Below are 16,686 nucleotides of genomic sequence, written 5' to 3'. Positions count from 1 at the left end.
TCCGCCCCTCTACTCTTTCTTGCCCGCGTCCGGGCGGACGGCAGGGTCCGACGCCGGTACGGTCTGGTTGACCTGATTGGGAACCTTTTCCTTGTCGGCCTCGCCCTGCGCCTTGACGGCGGGAGCAACGGGCGGCTCGGCAGGCTTATTGTCGACGGGAGCGGGATTGGCTGCGGCGCGGGCGGCTTCCTCGGCAGCGGCTGCGCGGGCGGCGATCGCCTCGCGGGCTGCCGCCAGGCCGGCGCCCTGGCCGACCATCGATCCGTCATAGAGTTCCGGGGTCGTCAGCGCGCGGAAGCCACCGACGGGCGCCGAATGATGGCGCTCGATTTGCGGACCGGGCTTGATCGGCCGGTCGGCCTGGATGTCGTCGATCAGCTTGTCGAGGGTCTCAACCGTCAGATCTTCGTAGGTATCCGGCACGATCTGCAGCATCGGAGCGTTCACGCAGGCGCCTAGGCACTCGACTTCTTCCCACGACAGATTGCCATCGGCCGAGACGTGGAACGGCTCGGGATGGATGCGCTCGCGGCAGCGGTCGATCAGCTTGTTGGCGCCACGCAGCATGCACGGCGTGGTGCCGCAGACCTGGATGTGCGCCTTCTTGCCGACCGGGGCCAGCAGAAACATCGTGTAGAAGGTGGCAACCTCGAGGACGCGGATATAGGGCATGTCGAGGAACTCGCCGACCCAACGGATCGCGGGTTCCGACACCCAGCCTTCCTGCTCCTGAATGCGCCAGAGCAGCGGAATGACGGCAGAGGCCTGCTTCCCTTCCGGGAACTTCAGCAACTGCTTTTCAGCCCAGGCCAGATTGTCCGGCGAGATGGCGAAGCTTTGCGGCTGCTCGGATGCGAGACGACGTACGGACATTAGCGGTCAACCTCTCCGAACACGATATCGATGGAACCCAGCACCGCGGAGACGTCGGCCAGCATGTGGCCACGGCACAAGAAGTCCATCGACTGGAGATGCGCGAAACCGGGAGCGCGGATCTTGCAGCGGTACGGCTTGTTCGAGCCGTCCGCCACCAGATAGACGCCGAATTCGCCCTTCGGCGCCTCGACGGCCGCGTACACCTCGCCGGCGGGCACATGGTAGCCCTCGGTGTAGAGCTTGAAGTGATGAATCAGCGCTTCCATCGAGCGCTTCATCTCGCCGCGCTTCGGCGGAACGATCTTGTTGTCGGTGTAGGAAACCGGACCGGTCTTCTCGGTGCCGAGCAGGCGCTTCACGCACTGCTTCATGATCCGGATCGACTCGCGCATCTCCGCCATGCGGACGAGATAGCGATCATAGTTGTCGCCATGCACGCCGGTCGGGATGTCAAATTCGAGTTCCGAATAGCACTCGTAAGGCTGCGAACGGCGCAGATCCCAAGCGGCGCCCGTGCCGCGGATCAGCACGCCCGAATAGCCCCAATTCCAGGCCTCTTCCTGCGTCAGCACGCCGATATCGACATTGCGCTGCTTGAAGATGCGGTTGCCCGTGACGAGACGATCGAGATCGTCGAGCCGGCGCAGATAGGGATCGCAGAAATCGCCGATATCGCGAACGAGCTGCTCAGGGATGTCCTGGTGGACGCCGCCGGGCCGGAAATACGCAGCGTGCATCCGGGAGCCGGAGGCGCGCTCGTAGAAGATCATCAGCTTTTCGCGTTCCTCGAAGCCCCAGAGCGGCGGCGTCAGCGCACCACAGTCCATCGCCCAGGTCGTCACATTCAGGATGTGCGACAGGAGACGGCCCATCTCGGAGAAGAGTACACGGATCAGCTGGCCGCGCTTCGGCACTTCGATCTCGAGCATCTTCTCGACGGCGAGCGCGAAGGCATGCTCCTGGTTCATCGGCGCGGCATAGTCGAGCCGGTCGAAATAGGGCACCGCCTGAAGATAGGTCTTTGTCTCGATAAGCTTCTCGGTGCCGCGATGCAGCAGGCCGATATGCGGATCGACGCGATCGACGATTTCACCATCGAGCTCCAGCACCAGACGCAGCACGCCGTGCGCGGAAGGATGCTCGGGACCGAAGTTGATATTGAATGGACGAACCTGGGCTTCTGCCATGGGTGCCTCAGCTCGGCTTCTGTTCGGGCTTGGGAGCTTCCTTGGCCTTCTCGTCGCCCGGCAGCACGTAGTCCGTGCCTTCCCAGGGGGAGAGGAAGTCAAAGTCGCGGAATTCCTGCGTCAGCTTGACGGGCTCGTACACGACCCGCTTCTGCTGGTCGTCATAGCGAACCTCGACATAGCCGGTCAGCGGAAAATCCTTGCGCAGCGGATGTCCTTCGAAGCCGTAGTCGGTGAGCAGGCGGCGCAGGTCCGGGTGACCGGTGAACAGGATGCCGTACATGTCATAGGCTTCGCGCTCGAACCAGTCCGCGCCCGGAAGCACGGAGGTGATCGAGCGAACCGGCGTCACGTCATCCGTCTCCAGCTTCAGCCGGATGCGGAGGTTCCGCGTCGGGCTCAGCAGGTGATAGACGACGTCGAAACGCATCTCGCGCTGCGGGTAGTCGACACCGCAGACATCGATGATGCTGATGAAGCCGGTTTTGGCATCGCGCTGGAGCCAGGTGACGAGATCGAGGATCGAGTCGCGCTGGACGGTGACGGTGAGCTCGCCATAGGCGACCTCGAAGCCGATCACATCGCTGGCGCGCTGCGCGACGATGTAGTCACCGAGCTCTTTGAGGGTCTCTTCCATGCTGTACCTTCAGCGCTCGATGGTGCCGGTGCGGCGGATCTTCTTCTGCAGCAGCAGAACGCCATAGAGCAGCGCCTCGGCCGTCGGCGGACAGCCCGGAACGTAGATGTCGACGGGGACGACGCGGTCGCAGCCGCGCACCACCGAATAGGAATAGTGATAGTAGCCGCCGCCATTGGCGCAGCTGCCCATCGAGATGACGTAGCGCGGCTCCGGCATCTGGTCGTAGACCTTGCGGAGGGCGGGAGCCATCTTGTTGGTCAAGGTGCCGGCGACGATCATCACGTCCGACTGGCGCGGCGAACCGCGCGGCGCGAAGCCGAAGCGCTCGACGTCGTAGCGCGGCATCGAGACCTGCATCATCTCGACGGCGCAGCAGGCGAGGCCGAACTGCATCCACATCAGCGAGCCGGTACGAGCCCAGGTGATCAGGTCGTCAGCGGCGGCGACCAGGAAGCCCTTGTCGGCCAGCTCGTTGTTGACGTCCATGAAAAAGGGATCGTCATGGCCCAGCGGGCGGCCAGACGCATCGACAAGCCCCTTCGGCCGCTGCGCGACCTGGGTGCCAGAGGTTCCGCTCAATCCCATTCGAGCGCTCCCTTCTTCCATTCGTAGATGAAGCCGATCGTGAGCACGGCTAGGAAGCTCATCATCGACCAGAAGCCGAACCAGCCGAGATCGCCGAACACGACGGCCCACGGGAACAGGAAGGCGACTTCGAGATCAAAGATGATGAACAGAATTGCGACGAGATAGAACCGGACGTCGAACTTCATGCGCGCATCGTCGAAGGCGTTGAAGCCGCACTCATAGGCAGAGAGCTTCTCGGGATCCGGATTGCGATAGGCGACAAGGAACGGTGAAATCAGCAGCGCCAGACCGATCACGAGGGCGATCCCGAGGAACACGACGATCGGAAGGTATTCGCGCAACAGGTCTTCCATGAATCCGGCTCCGTTGCTCCATCCCGAGCAGCCGCGCCGCTGCCTCAGGATGGTGCGGCGCAAAAAGGCCGCCAAGCGTTTCACTCAACTACGATATCGGCCGGCCGCGAAAAGGCGGCGATCCGCCGGGGCGGCGGTCGAAACATGAGGCGAGGCTTATCGGAGGCGAACAGACGTGGCAAGCCCCAAGCCCACTCGGAGGAAGCGCCCTGGAGCCCCACCGTAGCGCATCCCGGCTGAAAACCGGCAAAAATTAGAACTGGAAGAATGAAAGCAATCGGGTGTGCGGCGAGATGTCCCGCCGAATGGCGCGGAAACCGCCTGATTGCCGACGGAAATCGGGAGTTCACCATAAGGGCGGCTTTCCATAAAAATGGGGGCGAATCGCCCCCATTTTTCTCAGCCTGTGCTTCCGGAGAGACGGTCCCGCCTGCGCTGTCAGCGCCGCCCTATCGCGCGCCCGAAACCTGATTCTTTAGCATGCCGATTATGGCCGTCAGGATCGCGCCGCCGGCACCGCCACCAACGATGTCCGTGACGATCTTGCCGATGTCCATGCCGGCCATCGCGGCACCCGCGTCCGGAGCAGCACCGCCCATCACGGCCTGCAGGATCTGGCCCAGAATAATGCCGCCGACGCCGCCGGCGATCGAATTCCCGGTCGTCCCGAGGCTCCTCTCCTTGAGCGCCGCGCCGGCCGCGTTGCCGCCAATCAGGCCGGCAACCACCTGTAGGATCAAAGGCAGTAGAGTTTCCATGAGAACCCCCTGATATGCCGACCGGATTCGAATCATTCGTGACCAAGGCCAGCAACAAGATGATAAACTTGTCACGGTTCTCGAACTAATCTTATCGTCATTGCGCCGCAGCATAAGTATTCGGCTCCGGCAGGCATCCAGCGGGCGCCGTTCCGGCCGATATCAACATCGCGACCACACCAGCCAGGTAGGGCCTCAAGCGTCCTTGGCCGGAATTCCGCCCTCGTTTCGCGGCGGGGCACCACGAGCCGGCGTTGGCGCGCTGCCGGGCAGCAGCCCGATAACGACGGCGGCGATCACCAGGCCCCCGACTGTCAGCAGAACCCGGTCCATGGCCACGGGAAGCGGATGCGCGGCGGGTCCGAGATCGAAGGCGAGCGCCACGGCCGTCAGGCAGAAGGTCCACGCGCCATAGCGCTTGGCGCCGATCGTCAGCATGGCGAACACCAGCCCGCCGACGAGCAGCGCGTGGAGCCAAGCGGCGCTGGCCCAGCCGAGGATCAACCCGCCCGCCGCGGCGCCGAGCAGGCTGCCGACGCCGCGCTGCTTCATGCGGCGCAGCGTCTCGGCCCGGGTCGGCTTGAGAACGCGGAGCGCCGCGGCCGGGAGCCATCCCGGATGCGAACTTGGCACAAAGACCGCCGCCAGCGAGCCGAGCAGGCTCGTCACCGCCGCAGCGCCGAGAAAGCGCGCAGCGGCAGCCTCCCCTTCTCCCTTCGGAGCGGGCTTCGCCGGCGCCCTGGGAAGGACAGCGGCCGCGACGAGGCCGCCCCAAAGCGCGCCAGCGAGAAAGAGACCGCCATAGGTCAGCCATCCGCCCGCGGGCATTTGACCGACCGCCAGGAAGAAGGCCAGCGCGCCCAATGCCACCGGCAGGCGCAGGGGGCCGCCCCGGAGTTCGGCGGCAGCCTGCGCGAGCGCGGCCAGAATGGCGACGATAAAGAAGGCGGGGCTACCGAGCGCGATGCTTGCGCCGAGGCCTGCGAAGAAGCTCAGGATCAGCGCGGAGGCCCCGAGCGTGGCAAACGGCCGGACAAGCGGCACGGTCGGGAAAGAAACGATCAGCAGGTACGCGCCAAAGGCGGCAACGGAACCGTTCCCGGCCTCCCCGACGGCGATGCCCACGGCCCATGGCGCCACCACGGCCAGCGCCAGCAGGAGCGAGCGCCGGATCTTGGCAGGATCTACGCTTGGGGATGGCGGGGCAACGTCGGTCGGCATCGGCGGGCTCTCTTGGGAAAGACGGCTCCGCGCAGTCATAGAGGCACAGGCGAGATATGCAACCGCCGCGCGAGCGCAACGCACGGCGCGCGCCAACCGCTGCAAAATGATGTCGATGGAGATTGGGAAAAAATGGCGGGAGTGACGGGGCTCGAACCCGCGACCTCCGGCGTGACAGGCCGGCGCTCTAACCAACTGAGCTACACCCCCGCGGGTGCCCCTTTCGGGTCAATACGGCCTTGGCCGCATCGTGCAGAGGAACCGGAAGCGGATCGAACCCGAGAGGTCCGTGATGGCTTCCAATCCGTATCCAAGCCGATGGATGCATTGCAATCCGAGGCTTGGTAAAATGAATGGCGGGAGTGACGGGGCTCGAACCCGCGACCTCCGGCGTGACAGGCCGGCGCTCTAACCAACTGAGCTACACCCCCGCTGGGGTCCCCTTCCGGGGGCGCCGCAGCTCGTCGCCGCGTCGTGTTGAGCGCTGAAGTACGGTACCGACCTATCCAAGTCAAGCACGCGATCCAGCGGTATTGTGGAAAACCGGATAAGCCGGCGAAAACCGCTGGAACCGGCCAAAACCGCCCTTCCCTGTGTATGGACTAGGCGACAGGATGCGCATGAGCCGCACATTTCGTTCACCCGGCCGAGAGTGCTCACGGCGAAATCGACACAGAGGCCCCAGGAAGGGATTGTGAGCCTAACACGGGGATCAGAGCAGGGAAGAAGAGAGATGGGCGCAGGAGGCCGGCGCGCGTGGCGCGGAGGTATGGTGGGCGATGAGAGACTCGAACTCCCGACATCCTCGGTGTAAACGAGGCGCTCTACCAACTGAGCTAATCGCCCGCAGTGTCCTGCAGCGCCGAGACGTGTAGGCGAAAAGCGCCCTGCCTTACAAGTCCGGAAAGCGGACCTTTCCGTCGCACGCACAAAATAAAACGGCCTCGCGCGGGAAGCGCAAGGCCGTAGAAACCCAACAAGCCAGGAATGGCTTAGTTGACGGCGTCCTTCAGGCCCTTGCCGGCCTTGAACTTCGGCGTCTTGGAAGCGGCGATCTGGATCGTCTCGCCGGTACGCGGATTGCGGCCTTCGCTCGCGGCGCGCGCGGCGACGCTAAAATTGCCGAAGCCAATGATCTTGACCTCGTCACCCGACTTCAGGGCAGCCGTGATCACGTCGAACGTGGCGTCGACAGCCTCGGCGGCGGCGGCCTTGGACGTGCCGGTACGCTCGGCGACGGCAGCGATGAGATCGTTCTTGTTAGCCATGGATGATCCTTTCTCAGGTCTTGAGCCGGGACGATTCGCATGACCCGACCAAGCGCGAGAAATCACTGAAAACGAGGCCAAAGGCAAGCGAAACTGGCGGAATTCTGCGCTTCTGGCCGATATTTCGGTGAAATAGCGCATGAAAACGCCCGCCGAGGGGGCGGGCGTCTCCGTTTTCGCAGGATTGAGCCGTTAGTGAGCAGTCAGAGCCGATGCCGGATCGTCCTCGGCAACGACCGTTTTATCGGCCACCACCTTGCTCTCATCCCATGTGATCGGCTCCGGCTTGCGCACCAGAGCGTGTGCCAGGACATCGTCCATACGGGCGACCGGAATGATCTCGAGTCCGTTCTTCACATTGTCCGGGATCTCGGCGAGATCCTTGGCATTGTCCTCGGGAATCATCACCGTCTTGATCCCGGCGCGCAGCGCCGCGAGCAGCTTTTCCTTCAATCCGCCGATCGGCAGGACGCGACCGCGCAGCGTGATCTCACCCGTCATGGCGACGTCCTTGCGGACGGCGATGCCAGTCATGGTCGAGACGATCGCCGTCACCATCGCGATGCCGGCCGAAGGTCCATCCTTGGGCGTCGCGCCTTCCGGCACGTGCACGTGGATGTCGCGCCGGTCGAACAGCGGCGGCTCGATGCCGAAATCGACGGCCCGCGAGCGGACATAGGATGCCGCCGCCGAGATCGATTCCTTCATCACGTCGCGCAGGTTGCCGGTGACGGTCATGCGGCCCTTGCCAGGCATCATGACGCCTTCGATCGTCAGGATCTCGCCGCCGACTTCCGTCCAAGCGAGGCCCGTCACGACGCCGACCTGATCCTCGAGCTCCGCCTCGCCGTAGCGATAATGCGGGACGCCGAGATATTCCTCGACGACCTTCTCGTTGACCTCGACCGCCTTCACCTTCTTCAACAGGATGTCCTTGACCGCCTTGCGGGCCAACGTGGCCAACTCGCGCTCAAGACTCCGGACGCCGGCTTCCCGCGTGTAGCGACGGATGACGAAACGCAGCGCCTCGTCGTCCAGCGAGAATTCCTTGTCGTTCAGGCCGTGGTTCTTCACGACCTTCGGCAACAGGTGGTTCTTGGCGATCGCCAGCTTCTCATCCTCGGTGTATCCGGCGATCCGGATGATCTCCATACGGTCCATCAACGGGCCGGGGATGTTCAGCGTGTTGGCGGTCGTCACGAACATCACGTTCGACAGGTCGTAGTCGACCTCGAGGTAATGATCGTTGAACGTGCTGTTCTGCTCCGGATCCAACACCTCGAGCAGCGCCGAAGACGGATCGCCGCGGAAGTCCTGGCCCATCTTGTCGATCTCGTCGAGCAGGAAGAGCGGATTGGCCTTCTTCGCCTTCTTCATCGACTGGATGACCTTGCCGGGCATCGAGCCGATATAGGTGCGCCGATGGCCACGGATCTCGGCCTCGTCGCGCACGCCGCCGAGCGACATGCGGACATATTCACGGCCGGTCGCCTTGGCGATCGAACGAGCCAGCGAGGTCTTGCCGACACCCGGAGGGCCGACGAGGCACAGGATCGGCCCCTTCAGCGTGTTGGCGCGGCTCTGCACGGCCAGATACTCGATGATCCGGTCCTTGACCTTGTCGAGGCTGTAGTGATCGGCATCGAGCACCTCCTGCGCGAAACGCAGGTCGTGCTTGACCTTGGAGCGCTTGCCCCACGGAATGCCGAGCAGCCAGTCGAGATAGTTGCGGACCACCGTCGCTTCGGCCGACATCGGCGACATCTGGCGGAGCTTCTTCAGCTCGCCCATCGCCTTCTCGTTGGCTTCCTTCGACAGCTTGGTCTTGGCGATGCGCTCCTCGAGTTCGGCGAGTTCGTCCTTGCCGTCCTCCTGGTCGCCCAGTTCCTTCTGGATCGCCTTCATCTGCTCGTTCAAATAGTACTCGCGCTGGGTCTTCTCCATCTGCCGCTTGACGCGGGAGCGGATGCGCTTTTCCACCTGAAGAACCGAAATCTCGCTCTCCATCAGGCCCAGCACACGCTCCAGGCGCGCACCGACGGTCGGCAGAGCCAGAATGGCCTGCTTCTCCGGGATCTTGATGGCGAGATGCGAGGCGACCGTGTCGGCCAGCTTCGAATAATCGTCGATCTGCGTGACCGCGCCGACGACCTCGGGCGAGACCTTCTTGTTCAGCTTTACATAGTTCTCGAACTCGGTAACCACCGAGCGCGACAGAGCCTCGACCTCGACCTTGTCGCCGAAGTCGTCGACAAGCACCGTGGCATAGGCCTCGTAATAGGATTCATGGTCGGTGTAGCGCTGGATCTCGGCGCGGGCGATGCCCTCGACCAGAACCTTGACCGTTCCGTCCGGCAGCTTCAGCAGCTGCAGCACGCTGGCGAGGGTGCCGACGGGGAAGATCGCCTCCGGCGACGGATCGTCGTCGCTGGCATTCTGCTGGGTCGCCAGCAGGATCTGCTTGTCCGCCCGCATCACCTCTTCCAGCGCACGGATCGACTTTTCTCGCCCGACGAAAAGCGGCACGATCATATGCGGGAACACGACGATGTCACGCAGCGGCAGGACCGGATAGAGTTCGTCGCCTGCTTCGAGGCCGATCGAACGCTTGGTATCAGCTGTCATGAGGCATTCCTTTCGAACCGGGTACGGCCCAAATTTGGCACCGTTCGGCTTGGGAGATGAGCCACCGGCTTGGGAGGATTAGCCGGCGGATCGACTCAGGGGTCGGAGCATCTTGCGATGCGTTGTCCATTAGGTGGCGTTGCACCATCAGGGTGTCAAGTTGTCCGGGCGATGCAGAATGCGGTTCCGATCCGGGTTTTCATCGACGGCCTTAGGATAGATCGCCTACCCTCCCCGCTGTTGCCGCAAAGCCGCAGCAAATCGGCGGAAACCGGCCGCCGGCCCGCAGGATCGGCCATCGAAATCGGTGGCCTCGCTCGTTTCCAGTGCTGGACAAAAAAACGGCGGGGACATGCCCCGCCGTTCAAATCGCTATGGCAGCCTGCGTTTACGCGCCGGCGTTGGCAACGGCATCTTCCTGCCGCTCCGCATAGATGTAGAGCGGGCGGGCCGAACCGTCGACGACCTCGGCCGAGATGACGACTTCCTGAACGCCGTCGAGGCCAGGCAGGTCGAACATCGTCTCGAGCAGGATCGCTTCCATGATCGAGCGGAGGCCGCGGGCGCCGGTCTTGCGCTCGATGGCCTTCTTGGCGATCGCCGACAAAGCGTCGGGATGGAAGGTCAGCTCGACATTCTCCATCTCGAACAGACGCTGGTACTGCTTGACCAGAGCGTTCTTGGGCTCGGTCAGGATGGTGATCAGCGCCGGCTCGTCGAGATCCTCGAGCGTCGCCAGGACCGGCAGACGACCGACGAATTCCGGGATCAGACCGAACTTCAGCAGATCCTCAGGCTCGACATTGCGGAACAGTTCGCCGGTGCGGCGATCTTCCGGCGCCGAAACGCGGGCGCCGAAGCCGATCGAGGTCGAGCGACCGCGATCCGAAATGATCTTCTCAAGACCCGCGAAGGCGCCGCCACAGATGAACAGGATGTTCGTCGTGTCGACCTGCAGGAACTCCTGCTGCGGGTGCTTGCGGCCGCCCTGGGGCGGCACGGAGGCAACCGTGCCTTCCATGATCTTCAGAAGCGCCTGCTGGACGCCCTCGCCCGACACGTCTCGCGTGATGGACGGGTTGTCCGACTTGCGGGAGATCTTGTCGACCTCGTCGATATAGACGATGCCGCGCTGGGCCCGCTCGACATTGTAGTCAGCCGACTGCAGCAGCTTGAGGATGATGTTCTCGACATCCTCGCCGACATAGCCAGCCTCGGTCAGGGTCGTCGCGTCGGCCATCGTGAACGGCACGTCGAGGATGCGGGCGAGCGTCTGCGCGAGCAGCGTCTTGCCGCAACCGGTCGGGCCGATCAGCAGGATGTTCGACTTGGACAACTCGACGTCGTTGTTCTTCGCCGCGTGGTTCAGCCGCTTGTAGTGGTTGTGAACGGCAACCGACAGCACGCGCTTGGCGTGGCGCTGGCCGATCACATAATCATCGAGGACCGCGCAGATCTCGAGCGGCGTGGGAACGCCGTCGCGCGATTTCACCAGCGAGGACTTCGATTCCTCGCGAATGATGTCCATGCACAGCTCGACGCATTCATCGCAGATGAACACGGTCGGGCCTGCGATCAGCTTGCGCACCTCATGCTGGCTCTTGCCGCAAAACGAGCAATAGAGCGTATTCTTGGTGTCGCTTCCGCTGACTTTGCTCATCCGTCTACCTCGCTGTCGTTCAGGCTCGGAACCTCCAAACGACTTTCTTCGATGTCTCTTCCGGCTCGACTTCCGTCCAGCCAGCGGTCGAAAATTCGGACCCTGCTGTCCCTACCGACGGAGACAATCCGAAGATTGTGATCCAATCATGCTAATCGCGACATGATCAATATATACTTAATGTCGCGGTCGGCTGACGAACAGCCGACCTAGCTCCGGAAGGGCGGATCCCAGCGTGATCCGGTCAGTCCTTCTTGATCGCGTCGAGCGCGTCGCGGCTCGTCAGGACCTGGTCGATCAGGCCGAATTCGACGGCCCGCTCGGCGACCATGAAGTTGTCGCGCTCGAGCGCGTCTTCAACGGTCTTCATGTCCTGACCCGTGTGATGCACATAGATCTCGTTGAGCCGCTTGCGCAGGCTCTCGACCTCACGGGCATGGATCAGGATGTCGGTCACCTGGCCCTGGTAGCCGCCGGAGGGCTGGTGCACCATGACGCGGGCGTTCGGCAGCGCGAAGCGCATGCCCTTCTCGCCGGCGGTCAGGAGCAACGAACCCATCGAGGCAGCCTGTCCGACGCAGAGCGTCGACACGGCCGGCTTGATGAACTGCATCGTGTCGTAGATCGCCAGGCCGGACGAGACGACGCCGCCCGGCGAGTTGATATACATCGCGATCTCTTTCTTCGGGTTCTCGGCCTCGAGGAAGAGAAGCTGGGCGGTGATCAGCGTCGCCATGTAGTCCTCGACGGGACCCGTGACGAAAATGATCCGCTCCTTCAGCAGTCGCGAATAAATGTCATAAGCGCGTTCGCCACGGTTGGTCTGCTCGACCACCATCGGAACCAGAGTACTCATATAGAGGTCGACAGGATCTTTCATGATCTTCCTTCGGCGCAGTGGACTGCCACAAATACCTTGAGATGCCCCGGCCCGACCTCACTCGGTACGACCGATTCCCGGGGCTCGAAGGCCCATACATATGGTACGCCGACTGCGTTCGAAAGGGGTGGCGGAAGGCCCTTTCGCAGATCGTCATCCCCGATGCGGTCGAGATCGCGGATCCCCGTCGCATCGCTACCGTTCCGCCGGCGCGTCGGATACCCCGGCTCTGGCCGGAGTATCCTTGTCGTGATGGACGCGGGCTTGCCCGGTCCTCAGAGTTCAGCGAAAGCCGATCAGGCCTTCGCTTCTTCCTCGTCATCCTTCATCAGATCTTCGCGGGACACCGTCTTGTCGGTGATCTCCGCGAGGCCCAGCACGTAGTCGACAACCTTCTCTTCGAAGATCGGCGCGCGCAGGCTTGCCAGCGCGTCCGGGTTCTCGCGGTAGAAGTCGTAAACCTGCTTTTCCTGGCCCGGGAACTGACGGATCCGGTCGACGAGAGCGCGCTGCACTTCCTCATCGGTGACCTGGATCGAGTTCTGCTCGCCGATTTCCGACAGCACGAGGCCAAGGCGCACGCGGCGCTCGGCGATCTTGCGGTAGTCGGCCTTGGCGGCTTCTTCCGTCGTGTCCTCGTCAGCGAAGCTGCGGCCCGAACGCTGCAGATCCTGGGTGACCTGGTTCCAGACGTTCTGGAATTCCTGTTCAACCATGGTCGGCGGCAGTTCGAAGGCATGCTTCTCGTCGAGCTGGTCGAGCAGCTGGCGCTTGACCTTCGTGCGGGTCGCGGAGCCGAGCTGGCTCTCGAGCTGCTGGCGCATCGTTGCCTTCAGCTCATCGAGCGATTCGATGCCGAACTTCTTCGCCCATTCGTCGTCGATGGTCGTCTCGGCCGGAGCCGACACTTCCTTGACGACGACGTCGAAAGTAGCGGCCTTGCCGGCCAGCTGCTTCGCGCCGTATTCCTCGGGGAAGGTCACGTTCAGGACGCGCTCTTCGCCGGCCTTGGCGCCAGCGAGCTGCTCCTCGAAGCCCGGGATGAAGCGGCCGGAGCCGATCGTCACGAACGCATTGTCGTCGGCGCCGCCCTCGAAGGGCTCGCCGTCGAGCTTGCCGAGATAGGAAATGGTCAGGCGGTCGCCATCGGCAGCCGCGCCATCCTTCGGCGCATATTCAGCGGAATCGCGCGCGAGCCGCTTGAGCTCGGTCTCGACTTCCTCGTCGGAGACTTCCGCAACCGGACGCTCGATCTTAATGCCCTTGAAATCGCCGAGTTCGAACTTCGGCAGGACTTCATAGGTCATCTTGTAGGCGAGGTCCTTCTTGCCGGCGAGCACTTCGCCAGCATCGGACTCGTCCTCGGGCAGATCGAAGCTCGGCTGCATGGCAGCACGTTCGCCGCGCTCTTCAAGCGTCTTGCGAGCGTTCTCGTTCAGGACGTTCTGAACGATCTCGGCCATGGCCGACTTGCCGTAGATCCGGCGCAGATGCGCGACCGGCACTTTGCCTGGACGGAAGCCCTTGAGCTGGACCTGGCCCTTCATCTCTTCCAGACGCGCCGAAAGGCGGCTGTCGAGTTCGGTCGCCGGCACCACGATCTGGAGTTCACGTTTCAGGCCCTCTGAGAGGGTCTCGGTCACCTGCATGTTCAGCGCTTTCTGTCTTGTTCCGATCGGTCTTTGGCGTTTCGCCCGGCTGCTTTCACGGCTTATTCCGGACGTTGGTACGGGCGGAGGGACTCGAACCCCCAAACCGCGAGGCGGCAGGACCTAAACCTGCTGTGTCTACCAATTCCACCACGCCCGCAATAACCGGTCGCAGCTAGGCTCCGGCCAAGGTGGGGCCTCTATAGCACTAGCGGTCGCAGGGTCAAACGAAAAGCCGCGCAAACACACGGGGAAGCGCGTCCGCCAGGTCATCCGCGATCAAACCGCGCCCGAGAACCACGCCGGCGTCGCCATGGAGCCATACAGCCGCGGCCGCCGCCTCGAAGGCGGGCATGCCTTCCGCGAGCAGGCCGGTGATCATGCCGGCCAGCGTATCGCCCGATCCGGCGGTTGCAAGAAAGGGCGGCGCATTGTCGGCGATCGCCGCGCGGCCCGCCGGTTCCGCGACGGTGGTGTCGGCGCCTTTCAGCAAAACGATGGCGCCGGAGCGCGCCGCCGCCTGGCGGGCGCGGTCGAGCTTGCCGGGCAGGCTCGCCAGATCCGGGAACAGCCGCGCAAACTCGCCGTCATGCGGCGTCAGCACGACCGGTGCGCTCCGCTTGCGAAGAGCCGCGAAGAGCCGGTCCGGATCCTCGCGGAATGCCGAAATGCCATCCGCGTCCAGAACGATCGACGCGTCGGACGCCAAAGCCGCCTCGACCAAGGGCAGCGAAACGTCGACCGGGCCGAGGCCAGGGCCGATCGCGACGACATTCAGTCGCTTGTCGGCAAGCAGTTCCGACAGTCCGGCCGCCCCTTCCATGCGCTTCAGCATGATCGAGGTCAGATGCGCCGCGTGGACCGCGAGCGCGTCGGGCGGCGACGCCATCGTCACCAGCCCTGCCCCGATGCGCAGCGCGGCGCGCGCAACCAGCCGCGCCGCCCCCGTCTGCGTCATGCCGCCGGAAACGACGAGGGCATGGCCGCGATCATACTTGTGGCCGTCGACTTTCGGCGTCGGCAGGTGCGGCAGCCACAGTTCGGGCCGGTTGAGCGCGGTGCGGGGCTGGATCGCGTCCAGCACCTGGGGACGGATACCGATATCCGCCACCGTCAGGCGGCCGGCATGCGCCCTGCCCGGCATCAGCACATGGCCGGGCTTCGGACGGAAGAAGGTGACGCTATCGTCGGCCCGGACCGCGACGCCCAGCACCTGTCCGGTCCCGCCATGGATGCCGCTAGGAAGGTCCACGGCGACGACGCGCGCCTTCGACGCATTGATCGCGGCGATCGCGGCTGCCGCAGGACCTTCGATCGGCCGATCGAGACCGGCGCCGAACAGAGCGTCTATGATCAGGTCCGCGCCGCCGAAATCGAGGTCGGCGAGCGGCAATGTCTCGCCGCGCCATTCGGCGGCAGCCAGCGCCGCATCGCCCTTGAGGGCAGCGATCGAGCCAAGCAGACCCAGTTGCAAGCGGTATCCGCGCGCCATCAGGATTCGCCCCGCGACAAAGCCATCGCCGCCATTATTGCCGGGGCCGCAGGCAATCGCGATGCGCGTTCCGAGCGGCGATCGCGCGGCGACGTCGGCCACGGCGCGGCCCGCCGCTTCCATCAGGACGATGCCCGGCGTGCCCGCTGCAATCGTCAGGCGGTCGGCTTCAGCCATCTCGGCCGGGTCCAATAGCTCGATCATACCTCTTCGCCCTCCTCTGGGCTGTCCCGGAAAACAGCCGGTCTGCCTGCGCGCCTTCGGGGCAGAGTGGCGCGGCACCGGCAGGGCCGCAACCGCCCGCAAGGCATGGGACCAAGCTATCCGACCCAATTCCGAACTTTGTCGTGGAGGACACGGTTGTTCATTTGCCGCGCTGCGATAAGTTCTCCGCCAACCTTCACCGCCAACGGGGAACCGCCCATGACCGATCTCATCAAGATCAATGACAAGCTCTCCATCGCCGGACAGATCGAAATCGAGGATTTCGCAACGCTTGCGGGCCTCGGCTACAAGGCCGTCATCAACAATCGTCCCGAGGGCGAAGAGGCATCGCAGCCCGCCTCGGCCGAGGAAGCGGAGGCGGCCACGAACGCCGGGATGGCTTATGCCCACATTCCGGTCACGGGTCCCTCGATCAGCGAGCTCGACGTCCGCGGGCTGCAGGCCGTGCTGGCCAATACGGACGGACCGGTGCTGGCACATTGTCGCAGTGGCACGCGTTCGCTCAATCTGTTCGCGATCGGCGAAGTGCTGGATGGCCGCATGAACCGTGAGGATTTGCCCGCTTTCGGCGCTGAACACGGCATCGACATGCGTATGGCCGACGGATGGCTGGCGCGAAACGGTCGTTAAGGCAGCAGCGCCAAGACGGGCTCTGTGCCAACTTGTTGTTCATTTGCCTATATAATGGACAATTGGCGGATCGCTTTTGCGCGATACGCGCTATGATGCAATGCGATGAGCCCATTTTTCCGGCGTTTTCCAGCGAGATCGGCAATTGGCACGGAGCCTGCAAGTGATTGGCCAGGCCGGTCACATCGGCCAGGTTGGGCAGGCACTAGAGGCAAGCATTCGGAGATGCGGAGGCAATGAAAAAGATCGAAGCCATCATCAAGCCGTTCAAGCTCGATGAAGTGAAGGAAGCGCTGCAGGAAGTTGGCCTGCAAGGCATCACCGTCACCGAGGCCAAGGGCTTCGGCCGGCAGAAGGGACACACCGAGCTGTATCGCGGCGCGGAATATGTGGTCGACTTCCTGCCGAAGGTGAAGGTCGAGATCGTGCTGGGCGACGAACTCGTCGAACGCGCGGTGGACGCCATTCGCAAGGCCGCGCAAACCGGTCGCATTGGCGACGGCAAGATTTTCGTTTCCAACATCGAAGAAGCAGTTCGCATTCGCACGGGCGAAAGCGGCCTGGACGCGATCTAAGCCCCTCATTTCTCGCCGGCGACCTTTTGCCGGCACTCCCCCTCCTGCCGGCCTCGCCG

General features: G+C 63.6%; 15 protein-coding genes and 4 tRNA genes. 2 read left to right on the top strand and 17 right to left on the bottom strand.

Annotation, left to right across the window (positions count from 1 at the left end; all coding sequences use genetic code 11):
- Positions 1–9 precede the first annotated feature (9 nt).
- The 17 genes from nuoE to ABIE08_RS02825 form a co-directional block, all read right to left on the bottom strand.
- Positions 10–873: an NADH-quinone oxidoreductase subunit NuoE gene (gene nuoE, locus ABIE08_RS02905; RefSeq protein ID WP_354548622.1), complete on the bottom strand. Its 864-nt coding sequence runs from the start codon at positions 871–873 to the stop codon at positions 10–12.
- Positions 873–2,063: an NADH-quinone oxidoreductase subunit D gene (locus ABIE08_RS02900; protein ID WP_354548621.1), complete on the bottom strand. Its 1,191-nt coding sequence runs from the start codon at positions 2,061–2,063 to the stop codon at positions 873–875. The genes nuoE and ABIE08_RS02900 overlap by 1 nt, the downstream gene beginning before the upstream one ends.
- A gap of 7 nt (positions 2,064–2,070) precedes the next feature.
- Positions 2,071–2,700, bottom strand: coding sequence for an NADH-quinone oxidoreductase subunit C (locus ABIE08_RS02895; protein ID WP_354548619.1), 630 nt, complete (start codon positions 2,698–2,700; stop codon positions 2,071–2,073).
- 9 nt (positions 2,701–2,709) lie between these two features.
- Positions 2,710–3,288: a NuoB/complex I 20 kDa subunit family protein gene (locus ABIE08_RS02890; protein WP_266331904.1), complete on the bottom strand. Its 579-nt coding sequence runs from the start codon at positions 3,286–3,288 to the stop codon at positions 2,710–2,712.
- Positions 3,279–3,644, bottom strand: a complete 366-nt coding sequence (locus tag ABIE08_RS02885; protein WP_266331905.1) for an NADH-quinone oxidoreductase subunit A — start codon at positions 3,642–3,644, stop codon at positions 3,279–3,281. The genes ABIE08_RS02890 and ABIE08_RS02885 overlap by 10 nt, the downstream gene beginning before the upstream one ends.
- A 449-nt stretch (positions 3,645–4,093) precedes the next feature.
- Positions 4,094–4,402, bottom strand: a complete 309-nt coding sequence (locus ABIE08_RS02880) for a hypothetical protein (protein WP_354548617.1) — start codon at positions 4,400–4,402, stop codon at positions 4,094–4,096.
- 195 nt (positions 4,403–4,597) lie between these two features.
- Positions 4,598–5,527: an FUSC family protein gene (locus ABIE08_RS02875; RefSeq protein WP_354548615.1), complete on the bottom strand. Its 930-nt coding sequence runs from the start codon at positions 5,525–5,527 to the stop codon at positions 4,598–4,600.
- Between the two features lie 229 nt (positions 5,528–5,756).
- Positions 5,757–5,833, bottom strand: a tRNA-Asp gene (locus tag ABIE08_RS02870).
- Positions 5,834–5,977: 144 nt separating this feature from the next.
- A tRNA-Asp gene (locus ABIE08_RS02865) sits at positions 5,978–6,054 on the bottom strand.
- Positions 6,055–6,393: 339 nt separating this feature from the next.
- Positions 6,394–6,469: transfer RNA gene (locus ABIE08_RS02860), tRNA-Val, on the bottom strand.
- 146 nt (positions 6,470–6,615) lie between these two features.
- Positions 6,616–6,891, bottom strand: coding sequence for an HU family DNA-binding protein (locus ABIE08_RS02855; protein ID WP_266331908.1), 276 nt, complete (start codon positions 6,889–6,891; stop codon positions 6,616–6,618).
- A 192-nt stretch (positions 6,892–7,083) separates the two neighbouring features.
- The gene (gene lon / locus ABIE08_RS02850) at positions 7,084–9,516 is read right to left on the bottom strand and encodes an endopeptidase La (protein ID WP_354548613.1); all 2,433 of its coding nucleotides are present in this window, start codon (positions 9,514–9,516) and stop codon (positions 7,084–7,086) included.
- 388 nt (positions 9,517–9,904) lie between these two features.
- Positions 9,905–11,176 carry an ATP-dependent Clp protease ATP-binding subunit ClpX gene (clpX, locus tag ABIE08_RS02845; RefSeq protein ID WP_354548611.1) on the bottom strand — a complete coding sequence of 424 codons (1,272 nt, stop codon included), beginning with the start codon at positions 11,174–11,176 and terminating at the stop codon, positions 9,905–9,907.
- Positions 11,177–11,420: 244 nt separating this feature from the next.
- Entirely contained in the window at positions 11,421–12,056 is a 636-nt protein-coding gene (locus tag ABIE08_RS02840; RefSeq protein WP_354548609.1) for an ATP-dependent Clp protease proteolytic subunit, read from the bottom strand.
- A 296-nt stretch (positions 12,057–12,352) separates the two neighbouring features.
- The gene (gene tig / locus ABIE08_RS02835; protein WP_354548608.1) at positions 12,353–13,705 is read right to left on the bottom strand and encodes a trigger factor; all 1,353 of its coding nucleotides are present in this window, start codon (positions 13,703–13,705) and stop codon (positions 12,353–12,355) included.
- Positions 13,706–13,780: 75 nt separating this feature from the next.
- A tRNA-Leu gene (locus ABIE08_RS02830) sits at positions 13,781–13,865 on the bottom strand.
- A 63-nt stretch (positions 13,866–13,928) separates the two neighbouring features.
- The gene (locus ABIE08_RS02825) at positions 13,929–15,398 is read right to left on the bottom strand and encodes an NAD(P)H-hydrate dehydratase (RefSeq protein ID WP_354551547.1); all 1,470 of its coding nucleotides are present in this window, start codon (positions 15,396–15,398) and stop codon (positions 13,929–13,931) included.
- Between the two features lie 159 nt (positions 15,399–15,557).
- Between ABIE08_RS02825 and ABIE08_RS02820 the strand changes: the two genes are divergently transcribed.
- Both ABIE08_RS02820 and ABIE08_RS02815 read left to right on the top strand, forming a co-directional pair.
- A complete protein-coding gene (locus ABIE08_RS02820; RefSeq protein ID WP_354548606.1) occupies positions 15,558–16,052 on the top strand; it encodes a TIGR01244 family sulfur transferase in 495 nt (164 codons plus the stop codon).
- A gap of 236 nt (positions 16,053–16,288) precedes the next feature.
- Entirely contained in the window at positions 16,289–16,627 is a 339-nt protein-coding gene (locus ABIE08_RS02815; protein WP_018185381.1) for a P-II family nitrogen regulator, read from the top strand.
- Positions 16,628–16,686: the final 59 nt, after the last annotated feature.

The sequence above is a fragment of the Kaistia defluvii genome (assembly GCF_040548815.1).
Taxonomy (GTDB): domain Bacteria; phylum Pseudomonadota; class Alphaproteobacteria; order Rhizobiales; family Kaistiaceae; genus Kaistia; species Kaistia defluvii_A.
Note: the sequence above shows the minus strand (reverse complement) of the source record. Positions and strands in the feature narration are given on the sequence as shown.